The sequence below is a fragment of the Streptomyces sp. KL109B genome, assembly GCF_030766935.1.
Taxonomy (GTDB): Bacteria; Actinomycetota; Actinomycetes; order Streptomycetales; family Streptomycetaceae; genus Streptomyces.
In genome coordinates, this window is record NZ_JASERL010000017.1 from 176,144 (window position 1) to 193,620 (window position 17,477).

The 17,477-nt window shown below is 70.4% G+C and carries 15 protein-coding genes and 1 pseudogene; 10 read left to right on the forward strand and 6 right to left on the reverse strand.

All coding sequences use genetic code 11. From position 1 onward, the window contains the following. The first annotated feature begins 20 nt into the window (after nucleotides 1-20). Both RBJ65_RS39335 and RBJ65_RS39340 read left to right on the forward strand, forming a co-directional pair. Nucleotides 21-1,748, forward strand: coding sequence for an MFS transporter (locus RBJ65_RS39335; protein WP_306321967.1), 1,728 nt, complete (start codon nucleotides 21-23; stop codon nucleotides 1,746-1,748). Nucleotides 1,749-1,815: 67 nt separating this feature from the next. Further along, nucleotides 1,816-1,995 (forward strand): hypothetical protein, encoded by a 180-nt coding sequence (locus tag RBJ65_RS39340; RefSeq protein ID WP_306321966.1) that lies wholly within the window; start codon nucleotides 1,816-1,818, stop codon nucleotides 1,993-1,995. An 8-nt stretch (nucleotides 1,996-2,003) separates the two neighbouring features. On the opposite strand, the gene RBJ65_RS39345 is transcribed toward RBJ65_RS39340, so the two are convergent. Beyond that, complete coding sequence (locus tag RBJ65_RS39345) at nucleotides 2,004-3,185, reverse strand: MalY/PatB family protein (RefSeq protein ID WP_306321965.1); 1,182 nt, start codon at nucleotides 3,183-3,185, stop codon at nucleotides 2,004-2,006. A 3-nt stretch (nucleotides 3,186-3,188) separates the two neighbouring features. Then, the gene (gene malX, locus RBJ65_RS39350) at nucleotides 3,189-4,787 is read right to left on the reverse strand and encodes a maltose/glucose-specific PTS transporter subunit IIBC (protein WP_306321964.1); all 1,599 of its coding nucleotides are present in this window, start codon (nucleotides 4,785-4,787) and stop codon (nucleotides 3,189-3,191) included. Nucleotides 4,788-4,991: 204 nt separating this feature from the next. Between malX and RBJ65_RS39355 the strand changes: the two genes are divergently transcribed. From RBJ65_RS39355 to RBJ65_RS39365, 3 genes are all read left to right on the forward strand, one after another. Then, nucleotides 4,992-6,215, forward strand: a complete 1,224-nt coding sequence (locus RBJ65_RS39355) for a styrene monooxygenase/indole monooxygenase family protein (protein ID WP_306321963.1) — start codon at nucleotides 4,992-4,994, stop codon at nucleotides 6,213-6,215. Nucleotides 6,216-6,299: 84 nt separating this feature from the next. Beyond that, on the forward strand, nucleotides 6,300-6,893 hold the full coding sequence (locus RBJ65_RS39360) for a TetR/AcrR family transcriptional regulator (protein ID WP_306321962.1): 594 nt from the start codon (nucleotides 6,300-6,302) through the stop codon (nucleotides 6,891-6,893). A 37-nt stretch (nucleotides 6,894-6,930) separates the two neighbouring features. After that, a complete protein-coding gene (locus tag RBJ65_RS39365) occupies nucleotides 6,931-8,169 on the forward strand; it encodes an NADH:flavin oxidoreductase (protein WP_306321961.1) in 1,239 nt (412 codons plus the stop codon). Nucleotides 8,170-8,204: 35 nt separating this feature from the next. Here the strand turns inward: RBJ65_RS39365 and RBJ65_RS39370 are convergent. The 3 genes and pseudogenes from RBJ65_RS39370 to RBJ65_RS39380 all read right to left on the reverse strand — a co-directional run. Then, a pseudogene (locus RBJ65_RS39370) lies at nucleotides 8,205-8,327 on the reverse strand (deaminase); the annotation flags it as partial. Continuing rightward, on the reverse strand, nucleotides 8,324-9,040 hold the full coding sequence (locus RBJ65_RS39375; RefSeq protein ID WP_306321960.1) for a hypothetical protein: 717 nt from the start codon (nucleotides 9,038-9,040) through the stop codon (nucleotides 8,324-8,326). The pseudogene RBJ65_RS39370 and the gene RBJ65_RS39375, both read right to left, overlap by 4 nt. 171 nt (nucleotides 9,041-9,211) lie before the next feature. Continuing rightward, nucleotides 9,212-10,006, reverse strand: coding sequence for an SAM-dependent methyltransferase (locus RBJ65_RS39380; protein ID WP_306321959.1), 795 nt, complete (start codon nucleotides 10,004-10,006; stop codon nucleotides 9,212-9,214). A 305-nt stretch (nucleotides 10,007-10,311) separates the two neighbouring features. On the opposite strand from RBJ65_RS39380, the gene RBJ65_RS39385 reads away from it, so the two are divergent. Both RBJ65_RS39385 and RBJ65_RS39390 read left to right on the forward strand, forming a co-directional pair. Then, the gene (locus RBJ65_RS39385; RefSeq protein WP_306321958.1) at nucleotides 10,312-11,037 is read left to right on the forward strand and encodes a GntR family transcriptional regulator; all 726 of its coding nucleotides are present in this window, start codon (nucleotides 10,312-10,314) and stop codon (nucleotides 11,035-11,037) included. A gap of 41 nt (nucleotides 11,038-11,078) precedes the next feature. Beyond that, nucleotides 11,079-11,840 carry a sulfite exporter TauE/SafE family protein gene (locus RBJ65_RS39390; RefSeq protein WP_306321957.1) on the forward strand — a complete coding sequence of 254 codons (762 nt, stop codon included), beginning with the start codon at nucleotides 11,079-11,081 and terminating at the stop codon, nucleotides 11,838-11,840. Nucleotides 11,841-11,862: 22 nt separating this feature from the next. Here the strand turns inward: RBJ65_RS39390 and yicI are convergent, their stop codons facing one another. Continuing rightward, nucleotides 11,863-14,109: an alpha-xylosidase gene (yicI, locus tag RBJ65_RS39395; RefSeq protein WP_306322048.1), complete on the reverse strand. Its 2,247-nt coding sequence runs from the start codon at nucleotides 14,107-14,109 to the stop codon at nucleotides 11,863-11,865. Between the two features lie 305 nt (nucleotides 14,110-14,414). Between yicI and RBJ65_RS39400 the strand changes: the two genes are divergently transcribed. From RBJ65_RS39400 to RBJ65_RS39410, 3 genes are all read left to right on the forward strand, one after another. Beyond that, the gene (locus RBJ65_RS39400; protein ID WP_306321956.1) at nucleotides 14,415-15,614 is read left to right on the forward strand and encodes a sugar ABC transporter substrate-binding protein; all 1,200 of its coding nucleotides are present in this window, start codon (nucleotides 14,415-14,417) and stop codon (nucleotides 15,612-15,614) included. A gap of 15 nt (nucleotides 15,615-15,629) precedes the next feature. Beyond that, the gene (locus RBJ65_RS39405) at nucleotides 15,630-16,637 is read left to right on the forward strand and encodes a carbohydrate ABC transporter permease (RefSeq protein WP_306321955.1); all 1,008 of its coding nucleotides are present in this window, start codon (nucleotides 15,630-15,632) and stop codon (nucleotides 16,635-16,637) included. 80 nt (nucleotides 16,638-16,717) lie between these two features. Next, nucleotides 16,718-17,470 (forward strand): carbohydrate ABC transporter permease, encoded by a 753-nt coding sequence (locus RBJ65_RS39410; protein WP_306322047.1) that lies wholly within the window; start codon nucleotides 16,718-16,720, stop codon nucleotides 17,468-17,470. The last annotated feature ends 7 nt before the right edge of the window (nucleotides 17,471-17,477 follow it).

Here is a 17,477-nt window from a genome sequence, read left to right on the forward strand (position 1 = left end):
CGCGAAAGAGAAGCACACACATGAGTGCACCCACCGCGAAGTCCGCGAGCCCCTTCAAGCAGCCCAAGGCGGTCTGGGCCGTCGCGTTCGCCTGCGTCATCTCCTTCATGGGCATCGGCCTCGTCGACCCGATCCTGCCCGCGCTCGCCGACAGCCTGCACGCCACACCCAGCCAGGTGTCGCTGCTGTTCAGCAGCTATCTGATCGTGACGGCCGTCGCGATGCTCGTCGTCGGCTGGTTCTCCAGCCGCTTCGGCGCCAAACGCACCCTCGTCATAGGCCTGTCCGTCATCGTCGTGTTCTCGGCGCTCGCCGGAGCCACCGACTCCATCAACGGCATCGTCGGCTTCCGGGCCGGCTGGGGGCTCGGCAACGCCCTGTTCATCGCCACCTCCCTCGCCGTCATCGTCGCCTCGGCGAGCGGCGGATTCGGCGGCGCGATCATCCTCTACGAGACCGCCCTCGGCCTCGGTATCGCCGTCGGGCCGCTCCTGGGCGGCGAGTTGGGGGCGATCAGCTGGCGCGGACCCTTCTTCGGCGTCGCCGTCCTCATGGCCATCGCGCTCGTCGCCACCATCGCCTTCGTCCCCGACCTGCCCAGGCCCAAGAGGATCACGTCACCGATCGCCCCGCTCAAGGCGCTGCGCCACCGCGGGCTGCTGACCATGGGCATCATGGCGCTGCTCTACAACTGGGGCTTCTTCACGATGCTCGGGTACGCGCCGTACCCCATGGAGCTGGACGCGCATCAGCTCGGCCTCGTCTTCACCGGCTGGGGTCTGCTCGTCGCCCTGTTCAGCGTGTACTTCGCGCCGCGCCTCCAGGCCCGCTACGGCACCGCCGCCGTCCTCTACGCGAATCTGTTCTGCCTGGGCGTCGTGATGGCGGTCATCGCCGCCGGGGTCACGACGCCGACCGTCGTGATTGTCGCCGTCATCGTCAGCGGCGCCTTCATCGGCATCAACAACACGCTCACCACGCAGGCCGTCATGCTGGTCTCCCCGGTGGAACGCCCCGTCGCCTCGTCCGCGTACGGGTTCCTGCGGTTCATCGGCGGCGGCCTCGCGCCGTACGTCGCCGGCAAGCTGGCCGACGCCATGGACCTCAGCGTCCCCTTCTACCTCGCCGCCCTCACCTTCCTCCTCGCCATCCCGGTCCTCGCCAGCGGGCACCGGCTGCTGCGGCAGGCGGAGGCGGACACGGGGGACGGCGAGCCGGTGCGGCCCGCGCTGACGCCCGTCGGCGCCCCGGCCAGGAGCACACAGCCGCGCGTCGTCGTCGCCGTCGGGGACCACGACCGGGCGCCCGCCATCGTCGACGCCGCCGCGCGCCTCGCCCAAGGCACCGGCAGCCCCCTGGAGGTCGTGCACGTGCAGCAGACCGCCGTGGTCGACGACCAGGCCGCCGACACCGAGGACCTGGCGCAGGCCCGCGCCGCCGTCACCGCCCACCTCGACCGGCTCGCCGGACAGGGCGTGGCCGCCACCGGGCAGGTGCTGGGCAGCGTCGGGGACCACGCCGCCGCGGGGCGGGCGCTCGCCCGGCACGCGGCCGACGTCGGTGCCCGCGTCGTGGCCGTCGGACACTCGCCGCGCGGCCCGCTCGCCCAGTTCGCCGACGGCAGCTTCACCACCGCGCTCACCCACGCCTGCGCCTGCACGGTCGTCCTCGTCGACCCGGCCGCGGACGCCGCGCCCCGCCCCCTGACCGCCGCGGCCCTCGCCGAACTGCGCGGCGCCGGGGCCTGAACGCACGTTTGGCGCGCCCTGATCCGGTTAGGAGGGGAAGATCAGTCGAAACGGGGAGGCACGCGAAATGTTTGCACCGAGCGGACAGTGGGTGCGCACACGCACCGAAGCCGACACGAAGGCGTTCCTCAAGGAGAAGGAAATGGAGCGCGAGCGCTCCATGGAGCCGGGGAAGGGCACCGCGATCGTGACCGGGATCGTGGTGCTGTTCCTCCTCGGCTGGGCCGTGTACGCCCTCGTACGCTGACCTGAACCTCAGCGGCGGACGGCGCGTACGCCGTCGACGAGGGCGCCGACCCCGCGCTCGACCTTCGAGCGCGGGCACCCCACGTTCAGCCGTAGATGCCCGGCCGCGCCGTACGCCGTGCCCGGCATGATCGCCACCCGCTGCCGTTCGACGAGTTCGCGCTGGAGCGCGTCCTCGTCCACGCCGAGCGGGCGCAGATCGATCCAGGCGAGATAACCGGCCTGCGGCGGCGCCCAGTCGAGCTCGGGGAACGCCTCCGACAGGCGCTGAGCCACGTACGAGAGATTGCCGCGCAGGTAGTCGCCGAGCGCGTCCAGCCAGGGGCCGCCCTCCCGGTACGCCGCGATGTGGCCGACCAGCGAGAGCACGGCGGGTGACGACAGGCCGTCGGCCTCCTTGAGGCCGCGCAGATAGGCGTCGCGGGAGTCCGGGTCGCCGACGATGCCGTAACTCCCGGTCAGGGCAGGGATGTTGAAGGACTTCGAGGCAGACGTGACGACCGCCCAGCGCGTGCCGTGGGCCGCGTGCAGTGGCCAGGGGCGGTGCGTGGCCGGCGGGTGGGCGAGGTCCGAGTGGATCTCGTCGCTGATGACCGCCACGCCGTGCCGCGCGCACAGCCCGGCCATGCGGTCCAGTTCCGCCGCCGTCCACACATGGCCGGTGGGATTGTGCGGCGAGCACAGCAGCAGCACCGACGTGTCCGGCAGCGCAAGCAGCCGCTCCAGCTCGTCCCAGTCGCCCAACGGGCAGGTCAGCAGCCGCCGTTCGTGCGCGGCGACCGACTTCGGGAACGCGTCGTACGTCGGGGTGTGCGTCACGACGCCGTCGCCGGGGTGCGACCACAGCCGCAGCAGCTGGCCGACCTGGTAGATGACGGACGGGCCGTAGACGATCGACTCCGGATCCACGGGGGTGGCGTGCCGCGTCGCGTACCAGTCGACGATCGCGGACAGGAAGTCGTCGTGGCGCCAGCGGGAGTAGCCGAGGACGCCGTGGTCGAGCCGGGCGCGCAGCGCCGCGAGTACCTCGGGGGCCGTCTCGAAGTCCATGTCGGAGATCGTGAACGGCAGCAGGTCCGGCACACCGAAACGGTCCTCGACGTAGTCCCATTGGGTGCACCACGTGCCGTGCCGGTCGACGACCGTGTCGAAGTCGTAGGCGCGGTTGTCGGCGGGGGAGGGGTGTCGCACGGCTCAGCCCGCCGGGACCATGGTGGCGATGGCGTCCTTCACGGACTGCACCTGCGGACCTATGACCACCTGCACGGTGTGCGCGTCGAGCTTCACCACACCGACGGCGCCCAGCTTCTTCAGGCGCTGCTCGTCCACCCGTTCCGCGTCCTCGACGGTCAGGCGGAGGCGAGTGATGCAGTTGTCGAGCGACGTGATGTTGTCCGCGCCGCCGATCGCGTCGAGGATCGCCACGGCGTCGTACTTCCCGGCGATCAGCTCACGGGGAGCGTCGTCCTCACCGGCCGGTTCCTCGGCGGACTCGTCCTCGGCCGCCGCCTCCTCGCGCCCCGGCGTCTTCAGGTCGAAGCGCCTGATGGCCCAGCGGAACAGGAAGTAGTAGACGGCGAACCACACCGCCGCGATGACCGGCACCAGGTACCACTTCGTGGTGGTGCCTTGCAGGACGCCGAAGACGAGCCAGTCGATGACATTGCCGTCCGTGTTGCCGATGAACACCCCGAGCACGGCGGCGGCGAGGAAGCCGAGCCCGACGAGGACCGCGTGGAGGACGTACAGCCACGGCGCGATGAACAGGAACAGGAACTCCAGCGGCTCCGTGATGCCGCCGACGACACACGCCACGACACCGGAGACGAGCAGCGCCTTGATCTCGGGGCGCATGCTCTTGCGGGCGCAGTGGTACATGGCGAGCGCGGCGCCCGGCAGGCCGCCGAGGTAGGCCGCCATCTTGCCCTGCGAGAGGAAGTGGGTGGCGTCGGTGACGGCGGTCGTGGGCGGCTTCGAGCAGTTGAGCTGCGCGTAGAACATGTTCAGGGCGCCGGAGACCTGGTCCCCGCAGACGGCGCCCGAACCGCCGACGTCGGTGAAGCGGAACATGGCGACCAGGATGTGGTGCAGGCCCACCGGGCGCAGCAGCACCTCGCCCATACCGAAGAAGAACGGGCCGAACACACCCGCGTGGCCGATCGCGCGGCCCAGGTCGGTGATCCAGCCGTTGAACGTCGGCCACACCAGCGGGATCAGCAGACCGAGCACGCTGAGCGTGAGCGCGGAGACGATCGGGACGAACCGCAGGCCCCCGAAGAAGGCCAGCGCGTCCGGCATCCGCTGGGTACGGAACCGCTGGTGAAGGAAGCTGACAACGATGCCAACGGCGACCGCGCCGAGGAGTCCCGTATCGATGGACTGGATGCCGATGACATCGGCGATGCCGTAGTGGGCGATCGCCTTCGCGTCGTCGAAGTCGACGCCCTTGGCGGTGAGATAGAAGTTCACCGCGAGGTTCATCGCGGCGAAACCGACGAAGCCGGAGAAGGCCGCGACCCCCTTGTCCTCGCGGGCGAGGCCGAGGGGGATGGCTATCGCGAACATCACGGGGAGGAACTGGAAGGCCACCTGGCCGGTGTTCGCCATCCACGTGAAGACCAGGTGGAAACCCTGGCCCTGAAGGAACGTCAGATTGTTGGTGACGGCGTCGCTGGAGAGCGAGGAGCCGATGCCGAGCATGATGCCGCAGAACGCGAGCAGTGCCACGGGCAGCATGAATGTCTTGCCGAGGCTCTGGAGGAACTCCCAGAGCGCGGCCTTTGTCTTCTGCATGAGGGGTCAGTCGTCTTTCGGGCCAAAGCGAGCAGCGTGGGGGTGTCCGATCCGCCGGAACGGATGACATCACAGCACGTCGAGCCGTGTCTACGGAGATCGTGCACCGATACCGCATGTGCGCGCCGGGCCTCGGGTAGGCGCACTGGCGCCGCACCGTATGGATCTGTCACCGAGTCGGACTCGTCGTGGGGGAGAGCGCGCATGCCGGACATCGGGATCGTGGGAACCGGAGTGGCGGGCCTGCACCTGGGGCTGCTGCTGCGCGAACAGGACATCGACGCCACCATCTACACGGACCGGGCCCCCGAGGCCGCCGCGAACGGCCGGCTGCCGGCCACCGTCGCCCACCACGCGCCGACCCTGATGCGGGAGGCCGCGCTCGGCGTGCAGCGCTGGCCCGGTGACACGTACGGCTACGGCTGCCACCACCACTACGTGGGCGGGCCCACGCCGCTGATCTTCCGGGGCGACTTCCGCGCGCCCTCGCGGGCCGTCGACCACCGGCTCTATCTGCCCGCGCTCGCCGGGGACTTCCAGGAGCGCGGCGGCGATGTGGTGGTGCGGCAGGTGGCTCCCGCGGACCTGGAACACGTCGCGGCCCGGCACGACCTGCTCGTCGTGGCGTCGGGGCGCGGCCCCCTCGCGGGTCTGTTCCCGACGGTCGCCGACTCCGCCACCGTCGAGGCGCCCCGCCGTCTGCTGTGCGCGGGGCTCTACCACGGCGTCGCGCCGACGGCCCCGAAGGGCGTGACCCTGTCCATCGCGCCGGGCCGGGGCGAAGTCATCGAGATACCGCTGTACTCGGGCGCGGGCCATGTCACCGCGCTGCTCTTCGAGTGCGTGCCCGGCGGCGGGGCCGACGCACTGTGCGCGGCGGACGCGGGGGAGGACCAACAGCGCTTCCTGCGCGCGCTGCTCGACGAACTCGCGCACCACCACCCGACCGTCTTCGAACGCGTCGCCCCCGCCGACTTCGGGCCGACGGGCCCCCTCGACGTGGTGCGGACCGCGATCACACCGACCGTGCGCGCCGACCACACACCCCTGCCAGGTGGGCGCCACGCACTCGCCCTCGGTGACGCGCACACCACCCTCGACCCGATCGTCGGTCAGGGCGCCAACTCCGCCTCGTATTCCGCCCAGATCGTCGCCGACGCGATCGCCGAGGACCTCGCCTTCGACGAGCTGTTCTGCCGGCGCGTAGCCCGCCGCCGCGCCGAATTCGTCCTCGGCGCCGCCCGCTGGTCCGAACTCATGACCCGGCCGCCCGCCGAGCACATCCTGCGGCTGCTCGGCGCGATGAGCGCGCACCAGAGCGCGGCCGACGAGTTCACCGACAACTTCGCCCACCCGGACCGGCAGTGGCGCATCGTGGCGACGGCGCAGCGCACCCAGGAGTTCCTGCGGCGGCACGGCGCCGCGTAACCCGCCAGAAGCGAATCAGCAGTTTTCCATCACTGATTGAAACACTGATTGAAAAGTGTGCGGCGCCGTGCTGTCCTGGTGCGCATGCCCACCGACACCACACGGGCGGCACTGCTCGACGCCGCCGAGCGGCTCTTCCTCGCGAAGGGGTACGAGCAGGTCTCCGTACGCGCGGTCAACGCGGCGGCGGGCATGAACCCGGCCGCCGTCCACTACCACTTCGGCACCAAGGAAGACCTCGTCGCCGCCCTGTTGCAGAGCCGCCTCGGACCGCTGTGGGCGGGGCCGCTCGCGGACGTGGAGCGGCGGCTCGGCGAGGGGAGCGCCCCGCGCGTCGAGGAGTTCGTCGACGTGCTGGTGCGGCCGCTCGACGAGCTGACGGGGACGCCGCACGGCCGCATGCTGCTGCACCTGCTGGCCCGCGTCGTACTGCGCCGCCGTGAACTCCCCTTCGACGCGCGGTGGTTCGGGCACGCCTCGTGGCGCGACCTGCTGTGCGCCGCACACCCCGACCTCTCACGGACCGAGGCCGCGCACCGCCTGCGCATGACGTTCGACCTGCTGCTCCAGCTCTACGGTGAGCCCCAGTCGGCCACCGCCGAGCTCGGCGGCACCCCGCGTCCGCCCGTGGACACGGTCATCGCCTTCGTCACGGCGGGCCTCAACGCCCGCCCCTGAACCCATCGTTGTCCCCCACCAGAGGAGTTGCACCGCCATGAGCACAGCCGACTCCACCCGCACCACCACCCCCGACGTCCCCGACCTGCTCGCCCCGGCCAAGCTCGGCCCCCTCACCCTGCGCAACCGCGTCATCAAGGCGGCCACCTTCGAAGGTGTCACGCCCGGCGCCCTGGTCAGCGACGAACTCATCGAATACCACCGGCGCCCCGCGGCCGGCGGCGTCGGCATGACGACCGTCGCGTACTGCGCCGTCGCCCCCGAGGGACGTACCGAACGCGACCAGATCCACATGCGCCCCGAAGCGGTGCCAGGACTGCGCCGCCTCACCGAGGCCGTGCACGCGGAGGGCGCCGCGATCTCCGCGCAGATCGGGCACGCGGGACCCGTCGCCGACCCGGTCTCCAACGGTCTGCCCGCGCTCGCGCCCAGCCGCTTCCTCAACCTCCAGGCCCTCCGCTTCGCCCGCCCCGCCACCCGCGAGGACATCGCCCGCGTCACCCGCGCCCACGCCCGCGCGGCCCGCATCGCCGTCGAGGCCGGGTTCGACGCGGTGGAGATCCACCTCGGGCACAACTACTTCGCCAGCTCGTTCCTCAGCCCGAAACTCAACAAGCGCAAGGACGAGTACGGTGGCACGCTCGCGGGCCGCGCCAAGGTGGCCCGGGGCGTGGCACGGGCGGTGCGCGACGAGGTCGGCGACGAGATCGCAGTCACCGCCAAACTCAACATGGACGACGGGGTGTCCGGCGGCATCTGGCTCGACGAGAGCCTGCGCACGGCCGCCTGGCTGGAGGAGGACGGCAGCGTCGACGCCCTCGAACTCACCGCAGGAAGCTCCCTGTTGAACCCCATGTACCTGTTCCGCGGCGGCGCGCCCGTGCGGCAGTTCGCGGCGACGTTCCCGCAGCCCCAGCGGTTCGGCATCGAGCGCGTCGGCAAGAAGTTCATCCGCGCCTACCCCTACGAGGAGGCGTTCCTGCTGCCCTCGGCACGTCAGTTCCGCGCCGCCCTCAAGCTGCCGCTGATCCTGCTCGGCGGCGTCGCCGACCGGGAGACCGCCGAACAGGCCATGACCGAGGGCTTCGAGTTCGTGGCGATGGCCCGCGCGCTGCTGCGCGAACCCGACCTCGTCAACCGCTTCGCCGAGGACCGCGCGGCCGGCCGCCCCAGCCACTCGCTGTGCATCCACTGCAACCGCTGCATGCCCACCATCTACACCGGGACACGCTGCGTCCTGATCGAACCGGAACCCTTCCACGCGCGCGGCCACTGAGCCCGGGTACGTGACTCGGCGGGCGCGCGGCGCGGCTACTTCCGCCGGAACAGGTGGTGCCGCACGCCCGCCGTGCGGCTCGGCGCCACGTCGAGGCGGAAGCGGTCGAGGAGCTCGTCCGGGGAGCCCCGGAGCCGGGAGCCCACGCCGAGTGTCACGCCGTCTCCGCGGCCTTGGCCTTCGGCTCCGCCGGCTTGCTCTCGGCCGCCTTGTCCTGGCCCGCCTTGGTGTCCGTGGCGGCGGGGGAGGCGACGTAGAAGACCGAGCGCTTCTGACGGGTGCGCTCGGCGCGCGCCTTGGCGACCAGGGCCTCCAGCGTGTTGCGGACGACCTTGATGTTGAACTCCCGCTTGGGGTGCGCCTTTTGCAGCGTCGTGGTGATCTCGGCGGCGGACCGCGGGGAGGTCTCGGCGCCCAGCTGGGACACGATGAGGTCGACCAGCGTGCCACTCTGCTGCCCGGACTTCTTGACGGTCGGGGTGACGGTCTTGGCGGGGGCGGCGGACTTGGTGGCCTTGGCCGCGGCGGCCGGCGTCTCGCGGGCCTTCTTCGACTGCGGGGCCTTCGAGGCCTTCGGGGACTTGGGGGCGACCGCCTTCTCGCGGGTCTGCTGGCGCGGCACCTTGCCCGCCGCCCGGCCGACGGCCTTCGCGGCGGTGGGTGCGGGGGTGGGCGGGAGTTCGCCGCTGCTCAGGGACTTCAACATGCTTTCCAGGAGGGCGCGATTCTCCTCGAGCGTCCCCAACTCGGCCTGCAGAGCGGCGATTTCCTCGCTGATCCGCTTCAACTCGTTCTCGTTGTGCGCCAGATCGTCCGCGATCCGGTCCGCGTAGCGGGACTTGAGCTCGGCCTGGGGTGTGGTGTCCGACATGGTGGCTCGCTTTCGTGGCAAGGAGTGATCTGTCGGTGTACGTGCGTGTGCGTGCGTGTGTGTGCACGTGTGCTGTAGGGCCGGATGGTACTCACCCGGGTACCCATCATGTGGCCCGTCAGCACAGATCGGTCTCCTTTTACGGTAGGGGAGTTGACGTGTTGACGCGCCCTACGCCTTGCGTCCGATGCCACCGAAACTGCTGACCGGGTCCGGGAGTTCACCGTCGTCACCCTCGGCGCGCCACTGGGACACCGAGGTCAGACCGGGTTCCACCAGGTCGAATCCGTCGAAGAAGCGGCCGATCTCCTCCGGTGTGCGGTTGGTCCGCGGGTTGTCACTCGTGCTGTTCCACTGCTCCACCATCGCGCGAGTGGCCTCGGGGTGGTACACCTCCGTGCTGTCGCACAGCACCAGGTGACTGCCGGCGGGCAGCGCGCTCTTCAGCTCCTCGACGAGTCCGTAGGCCCGCTCGTCGGTGACATGGGCGACCACGCCGAGCAGCATCAGGGCGACCGGACGGCCGAAGTCCAGCGTCCGCCCGGCCTGCCGGAGGATGTCGGCGGGGTTCCGCAGATCGGCCTCGATGTAGTCGGTGGCCCCCTGCGGAGTGCTGGTCAGCAGGGCCTCCGCGTGCCGCAGCACGACCGGGTCGTGGTCCACGTACACGATGCGCGCCGTCGGATCGTGCCGCTGCGCCACGTCGTGCGTGTTGTCGATGGTGGGAAGGCCGGTGCCGATGTCGAGGAACTGCCCGATGCCCGCCTCCCGCACGAGGTACGAGACGGTGCGCGCGAGGAAGTCGCGCTGGGCCCGCGCCACGTGCACGATCTCCGCGTTGACCTGCTGAATCGCGTCACCGACCTGGCGGTCGATCTCGTAGCAGTCCTTGCCGCCGAGCCAGTAGTTCCAGATACGGGCCGAATGCGGTGCGTCACTGTCGATCAGCGGACGGTCCTGGGGCACGAGTCGCTCCGATGCGTCGGTGGGTGGGCGTGGGGTGGCTGTGCGAGTGGGTGTGTCAACCAGGGTAATTCATGGGGGAGTTGGAGCGGGCGCGGGAGGGGGCGCCGGGGGTTCGGTGGTGTGGCGGCGCGGGCGGAGCGCGGTGGCGGTGGGCCGTGCCGTGACCGGCGTTGCCGCCGATGGTGTGCACTCCGCCGCAGGTCAGACGTTTATGCAGGTCGGACGGGGTGGCGTAACACCCGCGAAACATAAGAAGGCGTACGGTCTGCCGTCACACGAAGCGCGGAGGCGGAGAAGGGACTGGCATGGAGCACGGTGACGGGACGCGGGCCGATCGGGCACGCCGCGTCGCCGACGTACTGCGGCAGCGGATCGTCGACGGCGCGTACGAGGGCGTACTGCCCGACGAGCGCGACCTGGGCCGCTCCCTCGGAGCCACCCGGAACGCCGTGCGCGAGGCCCTGAACCTGCTGCGGGACGAAGGGGTCGTCACCCGGCGGCGCGGCATCGGCACCCTCGTCACAGGACACAAGGCCGGGCACGGACTCGACCGGCTCGTGGGCCTCGCCGAGGAGTTGACCGCGTACGGCACCGTCACCAACGAGGTGCGCGAGGCACGTGTCGTGCCGCACGCGCCACCCGCGATCACCCAGCGCCTCGACCTGCCGGAGCGCTCCGAGGCGGTCTACATCGAGCGCCTGAGATGCCTCGACGGCACCCCGCTCTCCCTCGACTCGACCTGGCTCGCCCCCGACATCGGCCGCCCGCTGCTCGACCGCCACCTCGCCGGACGCGATCTGTTCGCGCTCATCGAGGAGACCAGCGGCACCCGGCTCGGCAGCGCCGAGGTCACCGTGCACGCCGTCACCGCCGACCCGGACACCGCGCGCCTGCTGCACATCGCGGAGGGCGCCGCCCTCTTCACCATCGACCGGCTGACCCGGCTCGCGGACGGCCGCCCCGTCGACGCCGAGTCACTGCGAGTGCGCGCCGACCGGTTCGCCCTGCGGGCCGTCCTGCCGAGGGACTAGCGACACAGGGACAGAGGAACAGAAGGACTGAGGAAGCACACATGACCCTGGACACGACACACCTCGCACTCCTGGCGGTGGCCGGGCTGCTCGGCGGCATCGGGATCACCGCGCTCGGGCCCGGCGGCGTGCTGCCCACCATCGGCCTGTTCCTGTTCTCCGGCCTGACGCCCTCGGGCGTCGCGGGCACCGCGATCGTCACGCACGTCGCGACGGGCCTGCTCGGCACGGCCGCGTACGCGCGCTCGGGGCAGCTCCGGGAACCCGGCACCCGCCGCGTCGCCGCGACGCTCGCAGGCGCCGCGCTGGTGGGTGCGCCGCTGGGCGTGCTGTGCAACACCCTTGTCGCGGGGCGTGGCTTCGGGATCCTGCTGGCCTGCGCGGTCGTCGTCACCGGCGTCCTGGTGTGGGTGCGCGACCGCCGTGCCCCGCGGGAGTCCGAACGCGCGAGCATCCCCCTCGGCCGCACGGCCCTGATCGGCGGCGTCGTCGCGGTCGTGGCGGGCCTCTTCGGGCTCGGCGGGCCCATGCTGAGCGTGCCCCTGCTCGTCGTCGCCGGCCTGCCAGTCCTGTCGTCCCTGGCCGCCGCGCAGGCCCAGTCGATCGTCATCGCGAGCGTGGGCACGGTCGCGTACGTGCTCCACGGCGACGTCGACTGGGCGCTCGCGGCCCTGGTGGGCGTGCCGGAACTGGCCGGCGTCCTCATCGGCTGGCGCATCGCCCACGCCATCCCGGCCCGGCGCCTGAAGTACGCGATGGTCGCGTTCCTGCTGGCGTCGGCGCCGTTCCTGGCGTTGCACTAGGGAATGGGAGAGTGACGGGGCGTCAGAGTTCCTTCACGGTCACCGTCGCCTCCGCGCGCCCCTCCTCGACCGACACCGCCACCGCGCGCGACGAGCCGTCCCGCACCACCCGGTACGTCGCGGCCACGTCGCCGTGCGGATCGGGCACCGACACCGTCACGTCCGCCGCGTCCGGAGTGACCAGCAGCGTCAGTGCGTCGAGCCAGTCGCCGTCCGGGCGGGAGTCGTCCGCGCCCATCGGGACGACCGCGCCGGGACGCACGTACAGGGGGAGGCTGTCGAAGCCGTGGGATTCGCGGCGCCAGGCCGGGCCCTCGACCCGTTCGCCGGTGAGGAGATGCGTCCACGTGCCCTCGGGAACGTAGAACTCCACGTCCCCGTCGGCGGAGAACACCGGTGCCACCAACAGGTCGGGGCCGAGCATGTACTGGCGGTCGAGGGTGCGGGCCGTGGGGTCGGCGGGGAAGTCGAGCAGCATCGGGCGCATTAGTGGCACGCCCGTCGTGTGGGCCTCGACCGCGGCCCCGTACAGGTACGGCATGAGGCGGTGCTTGAGGCGCGTGAAGCGTCGTGTCACGTCGACCGCCTCCTCGCCGAACTCCCATGGCACGCGGTACGAGGACGAGCCGTGCAGGCGGCTGTGGGAGGAGAGGAGGCCGAAGGCGAGCCAGCGTTTGAAGACGGCCGGGTCGGGGGTGCCCTCGAAGCCGCCGATGTCGTGCGACCAGAAGCCGAAGCCGGAGAGCGACAGGGACAGCCCGCCGCGCAGCGACTCGGCCATCGCGCCGAACGACGACCAGCAGTCGCCGCCCCAGTGCACCGGGAACTGCTGGCCGCCCGCGGTGGCCGAGCGGGCGAACAGGACGGACTCGCCGCGGCCCCGCTCCTTCTCCAGGAGATCGAAGACGACCTCGTTGTAGAGGTGCGTGTAGTAGTTGTGCATGCGCTCCGGGTCGGAGCCGTCGTGCCAGACGACGTCGGTGGGGATGCGCTCGCCGAAGTCCGTCTTGAAGCAGTCGACCCCCTGGTCGAGCAGCACCTTGAGCTTCGCGCGGAACCACTCGCGGGCGTCCGGGTTCGTGAAGTCGACGAGCGCCATGCCCGCCTGCCACAGGTCCCACTGCCAGATGTCACCGCGCGGGGTCTTCACCAAGTAGCCGTGCGCCGCGGCCTCGTCGAACAGGGCCGACTTCTGCGCGATGTACGGGTTGATCCACACGGAGACGCGCAGTCCGCGCTCCTTGAGGCGGGCCAGCATGCCCACCGGGTCGGGGAAGACCGCCGGGTCCCACTCGAAGTCCGACCACTGGTATTCGCGCATCCAGAAGCAGTCGAAGTGGAAGACGCTCAGCGGGATGTCGCGTTCCGCCATGCCGTCCACGAACCGCGTGACCGTCTCCTCGTCGTACGACGTGGTGAACGACGTCGTCAGCCACAGGCCGAACGACCAGGCGGGCGGCAGCGCCGGGCGGCCGGTGAGCGCGGTGTAGCGGCGCAGCACGTCCTTGGGGGTGGGGCCCGCGACCACGTAGTACTCGATGGACTGGTCCTCGACGCTGAACTGCATCTGGCCGACCGACTCCGAGCCGATCTCGTAGGAGACCCTGCCCGGGTGGTTCACGAACACGCCGTATGCGCCCGAGGGGGAGACGTGCAGGCTGAACGGGACGTTCTTGTAGGCCTGTTCGCTGCTCGTGCCGCCGTCGGCCTGCCACATGTCGACGACCTGGCCGTTCCGCACGAACGGCGTGAAGCGCTCGCCGAGGCCGTAGACCTGCTCGCCGACGCCGAGTGACAGCTGCGCCGCCATGTGGTGCGCGCCGTCGCCCGTACGGAAGAACGCGGCGCCCTTGCGGCCCGATGAGGCGACCTCGCGGCCTTCCGCGTCGCGGAACGACAGCTGCCAGGGCGCGGCCTCGTCGAGGTGCACGGAGAGCGGTCCGTTCGACAGCTCGACGCGCGTGCCCTCGCGGCGCACGGTCCCGGTGCCGCAGTCCGCGCCGGAGTCCTCGCCCGGGAGCCGGAAGTCGGGTCCGGGGTGCCGCTTGCCCGCGTGATGGGTGACGCGGACGCCGATGACGCCCTCGGCGGGGGTGAAGCAATCGACGGTCAGCAAGGGGGAGTTGAGGGTGTCGCCGCGCCGCTCGATCCGCTTGACGGCGGCGAACGCGGTGAAACGGTCGGCGTCGACGCGCAGGTCACGGACCTCGGTGGCGTACGAGGCCTGGACCCCGTCGCGCATCAGCCAGAAGCCGTCGGTGAACTTCATCATCTTCCTCGCGGTAGGTGCCTGTAGACCGCATTTGAGCTGACGGACTTCCAAAGATCAAGAGGTCGGAGCGAAGAATTGTCGAAGCGCTTCGACATGGCAATCACGGCATGTATCAGGTCGTGTACGAGTCATGAAGTGTTGCCGTGGGTCTGGTGTCGAAGCGCTTGATGACGTATTAGTCATGGCGGAAAACAAACGCGCTCAGCGCGGCCACCTCCAAGGCTTGGGCATCCACCGTGACACCAGCACTTCCACCGGACGGAACGCGCCCCCGGCGCCGCCGCCGCGGCCGAAGCACCGCCGTGGCACTCTCCGCCTGCTCCGCACTCGTCGCCGGCGCGGCGCTCACCGGCTGCGGGCAGCAACGCGACCCGGCCGTGTTCACCGTCCTCAACTCCTCGACCGACGCCTCGTACCACGGCTGGGACGCCGCCACGCTGAAGCGCTGTGGAAAGCGGCTCGGCCTCACCATCGAGCAGCAGAGCGTCCCCGCCGCGCAGGTCATGCAGAAGTCGCTGCGCATGGCGTCGTCGAAGTCCCTCCCGGACGTCATCCAGTTCGACGCCTCCGAGATGCCGACCTTCGCCGAGGCCGGCGGCCTGGTCGATTTGCGCACCCTGGGGCTGAGCACGAAGGGCGTCCCGAAGGGCATCGTCGACTTCGGCTCGTACAAGGGGACGTACTACGGAGCCGCGCGCACGGTGAACACCCTCGCCCTCTTCTACAACAAGGACATCCTGAAGAAGGCCGGGGCCGAAGTCCCCACCACCTGGGGCGAGATGAGGGACACCGCGAAGAAGCTGACGCGGGGCGGCCAGTACGGCATCGCGCTCAGCGCGGGCGGCGCGGAGGACGGCGTCTTCCAGTTCGCGCCCTTCATGTGGTCCAACGGCGGCGACGAGACGAACCTCGCCGGGCCGAAGGTCGTGGGCGCCCTCGACTACTGGAAGGGCCTCATCAAGGACGGCTCCCTGTCCAAGTCGACCGTCAACTGGACGCAGGCCGACGTCAACGACCAGTTCATGGCCGGCAACGCCGCCATGATGATCAACGGCCCGTGGCAGGTCGAGACCCTCGACACCAAGAAGAACCTGCACTGGGAGATCGCCCGGATCCCGGTCCCGAGCAGCGGTGACAAGTCGGTCGCACCGCTCGGCGGCGCCGTCCTCACCGTCCCGAAGACCGAGGACACCGGGCGCCAGAAGACCGCCGCGAAAATCATCCGCTGTATGTCGTCCGAGCGCGAGCAGATCACCTACGCCCGCAACAGCTGGATGGTCCCCGCCAACGCGAAGGCCGCCGAGACCTGGCGCGCGGAAGTGCCCGAACTCGACGCACTCGCCGACCAGGTGGCCACCGCCCGCTCCCGCACGGCCAAGGTCGGCGCCCGCTGGTCGTCCGTGTCGCTCGCCCTGCAGAGCGCCTTCCAGTCGGCGCTGACCGGCCAGTCGAGCGCGGCGGCGCTGAAGAAGGCGCAGTCCCGCGCCACGAGCGGGAACTGAGGGGGAGTCACCAGCATGTCGTCCACCAGCGCCTCCAGCGGCGCCTCCACCAGCGTCACCACCACGAACGCCACCACCGGCACCGCGGACACCACACCCGCCGTACAGCGCACGGCAGTTGGGGCGAGGACCGACCCGGCCCGCGCGCGCCGCCGCCGCAGGCTGAGCCAGTGGGGCTTCATCGCCCCCGCCGTCGTCTTCATGCTGCTCTTCTTCGGCTACCCGCTCGTCCGCAACATCGTGATGAGCTTCCAGGACTTCTCGCCGTCCACGTTCTTCGACGGAAAGTCCCCCTTCAACGGCACCGACAACTGGAGCAAGGTCTTCGAGGACGACCTCTTCGGCAAGGCGCTGTGGCACACCCTCGTCTTCACCGTCGGCTCGCTCGCCGGACAGTTCTGCATCGGGCTCGCGCTCGCCGTCTTCTTCACCAAGCGGTTCCCGCTGAACGGCTTCCTGCGCTCGCTGATCCTGCTGCCCTGGCTCGTCCCGATGGTCGTGTCCGGCATCGTGTGGCGCCGCATCCTCGACCAGGACACCGGCGTCCTCAACTCCTTCGCGCAGCTCATCGGCCTCGACGGGCACACACCCTGGCTGACCAGCCCCGGCATGGCCCTGTTCTCCGTGGTCATGGTGAACATCTGGATCGGCATCCCGTTCAACATGGTGATCCTCTACGGCGGACTCCAGGAAATCCCCAAGGAGTTGAACGAGGCCGCGTCCCTCGACGGCGCCTCCGCCTGGCGCACCTTCCGGTCCGTCACACTCCCGCTCCTGAAGCCCGTCGTCACCGTCGTCCTCGTCCTGGGCTTCATGTCCACGGTGAAGATCCTCGACCTGATCCTCGCGCTCACCGACGGCGGCCCCGCCGACTCCACGCAGACGCTCGGCACCCTCACGTACCAGAACTCCTTCGTCGAGCTCGACTTCGGCGCGGGCGCCGTCGTCGGCAACGTCCTCATCCTCGTCTCCGCCGTCTTCGCGGTGATCTACCTGCGGGCCAACCGCTCAGAGGGGAAGTGACCCACGTGGCGACGACCGTCACTCACACGTCCCGGCGCCGCTGGGGCGCCACCGTCGCCGGTGTGCTCGTTCTCGGCGTGATGCTGTTCCCGCTGTACTGGATGGTCAACACGGCGCTGCAGCCCGAGTCGGGACTACTCGAAGTCTCGCCGCTGCCGAGCTCGTTGGACCTGTCCGGCTTCACCTCCGCGATCCGCGAACAGGGCGGCCACCTGCTCACCTCGCTCGGCGTCGCGCTCGGCGCCGTCGCGATCTGTCTCGCCATCGCCGCGCCCGCCGCGTACGGGCTCGCCCGGTTCCGGCTGCCCGGCACCCAGAGCATCGTCTTCGGCACCCTCATCACGCAGATGGTGCCGGGCATCGTCATCGCCAACGCCCTCTACAGCGCGTACGTCGATCTGGGCCTGGTCAACTCCTACTTCGGCCTGATGCTCGCCGACGCATCCCTCGGCATCCCCTTCGCCATCGTCCTCATGCGCTCCTTCATGGTGGCGATCCCGCAGGAGGTCATCGAGGCGGCCGAGGCCGACGGCGCGGGCAGGGTGCGCACCTTCCTCCAGGTCGTGCTGCCGATGAGCCGCAACTCCCTCATCACGGCGGGCCTGTTCTCCTTCCTGTACGCGTGGAGCGACTTCATGTTCGCGCTCACGCTGAACACCACCGACGACGTCAAGCCCGTCACGCTCGGCATCTACCAGTACATCGGCGCACATGTCGGCGACTGGGGCTCGGTCATGGCCGCGTCCGTGCTGTCCGCGATCCCGGCTGCCGTGCTGCTCGTCCTCGCCCAGAAGTACATCGCCGCCGGAATCACCGGCGGATCCATCAAGTGAGGCCCCA

Coding starts and splice junctions, on each gene's coding strand:
- RBJ65_RS39335 (WP_306321967.1), top strand. CDS start 21: ATGAGTGCACCCACCGCGAAGTCCGCGAGCCCCTTCAAGCAGCCCAAG.
- RBJ65_RS39340 (WP_306321966.1), top strand. CDS start 1,816: ATGTTTGCACCGAGCGGACAGTGGGTGCGCACACGCACCGAAGCCGAC.
- malX (WP_306321964.1), bottom strand. CDS start 4,787: ATGCAGAAGACAAAGGCCGCGCTCTGGGAGTTCCTCCAGAGCCTCGGC.
- RBJ65_RS39355 (WP_306321963.1), top strand. CDS start 4,992: ATGCCGGACATCGGGATCGTGGGAACCGGAGTGGCGGGCCTGCACCTG.
- RBJ65_RS39360 (WP_306321962.1), top strand. CDS start 6,300: ATGCCCACCGACACCACACGGGCGGCACTGCTCGACGCCGCCGAGCGG.
- RBJ65_RS39365 (WP_306321961.1), top strand. CDS start 6,931: ATGAGCACAGCCGACTCCACCCGCACCACCACCCCCGACGTCCCCGAC.
- RBJ65_RS39375 (WP_306321960.1), bottom strand. CDS start 9,040: ATGTCGGACACCACACCCCAGGCCGAGCTCAAGTCCCGCTACGCGGAC.
- RBJ65_RS39385 (WP_306321958.1), top strand. CDS start 10,312: ATGGAGCACGGTGACGGGACGCGGGCCGATCGGGCACGCCGCGTCGCC.
- RBJ65_RS39390 (WP_306321957.1), top strand. CDS start 11,079: ATGACCCTGGACACGACACACCTCGCACTCCTGGCGGTGGCCGGGCTG.
- yicI (WP_306322048.1), bottom strand. CDS start 14,109: ATGAAGTTCACCGACGGCTTCTGGCTGATGCGCGACGGGGTCCAGGCC.
- RBJ65_RS39405 (WP_306321955.1), top strand. CDS start 15,630: ATGTCGTCCACCAGCGCCTCCAGCGGCGCCTCCACCAGCGTCACCACC.
- RBJ65_RS39410 (WP_306322047.1), top strand. CDS start 16,718: ATGCTGTTCCCGCTGTACTGGATGGTCAACACGGCGCTGCAGCCCGAG.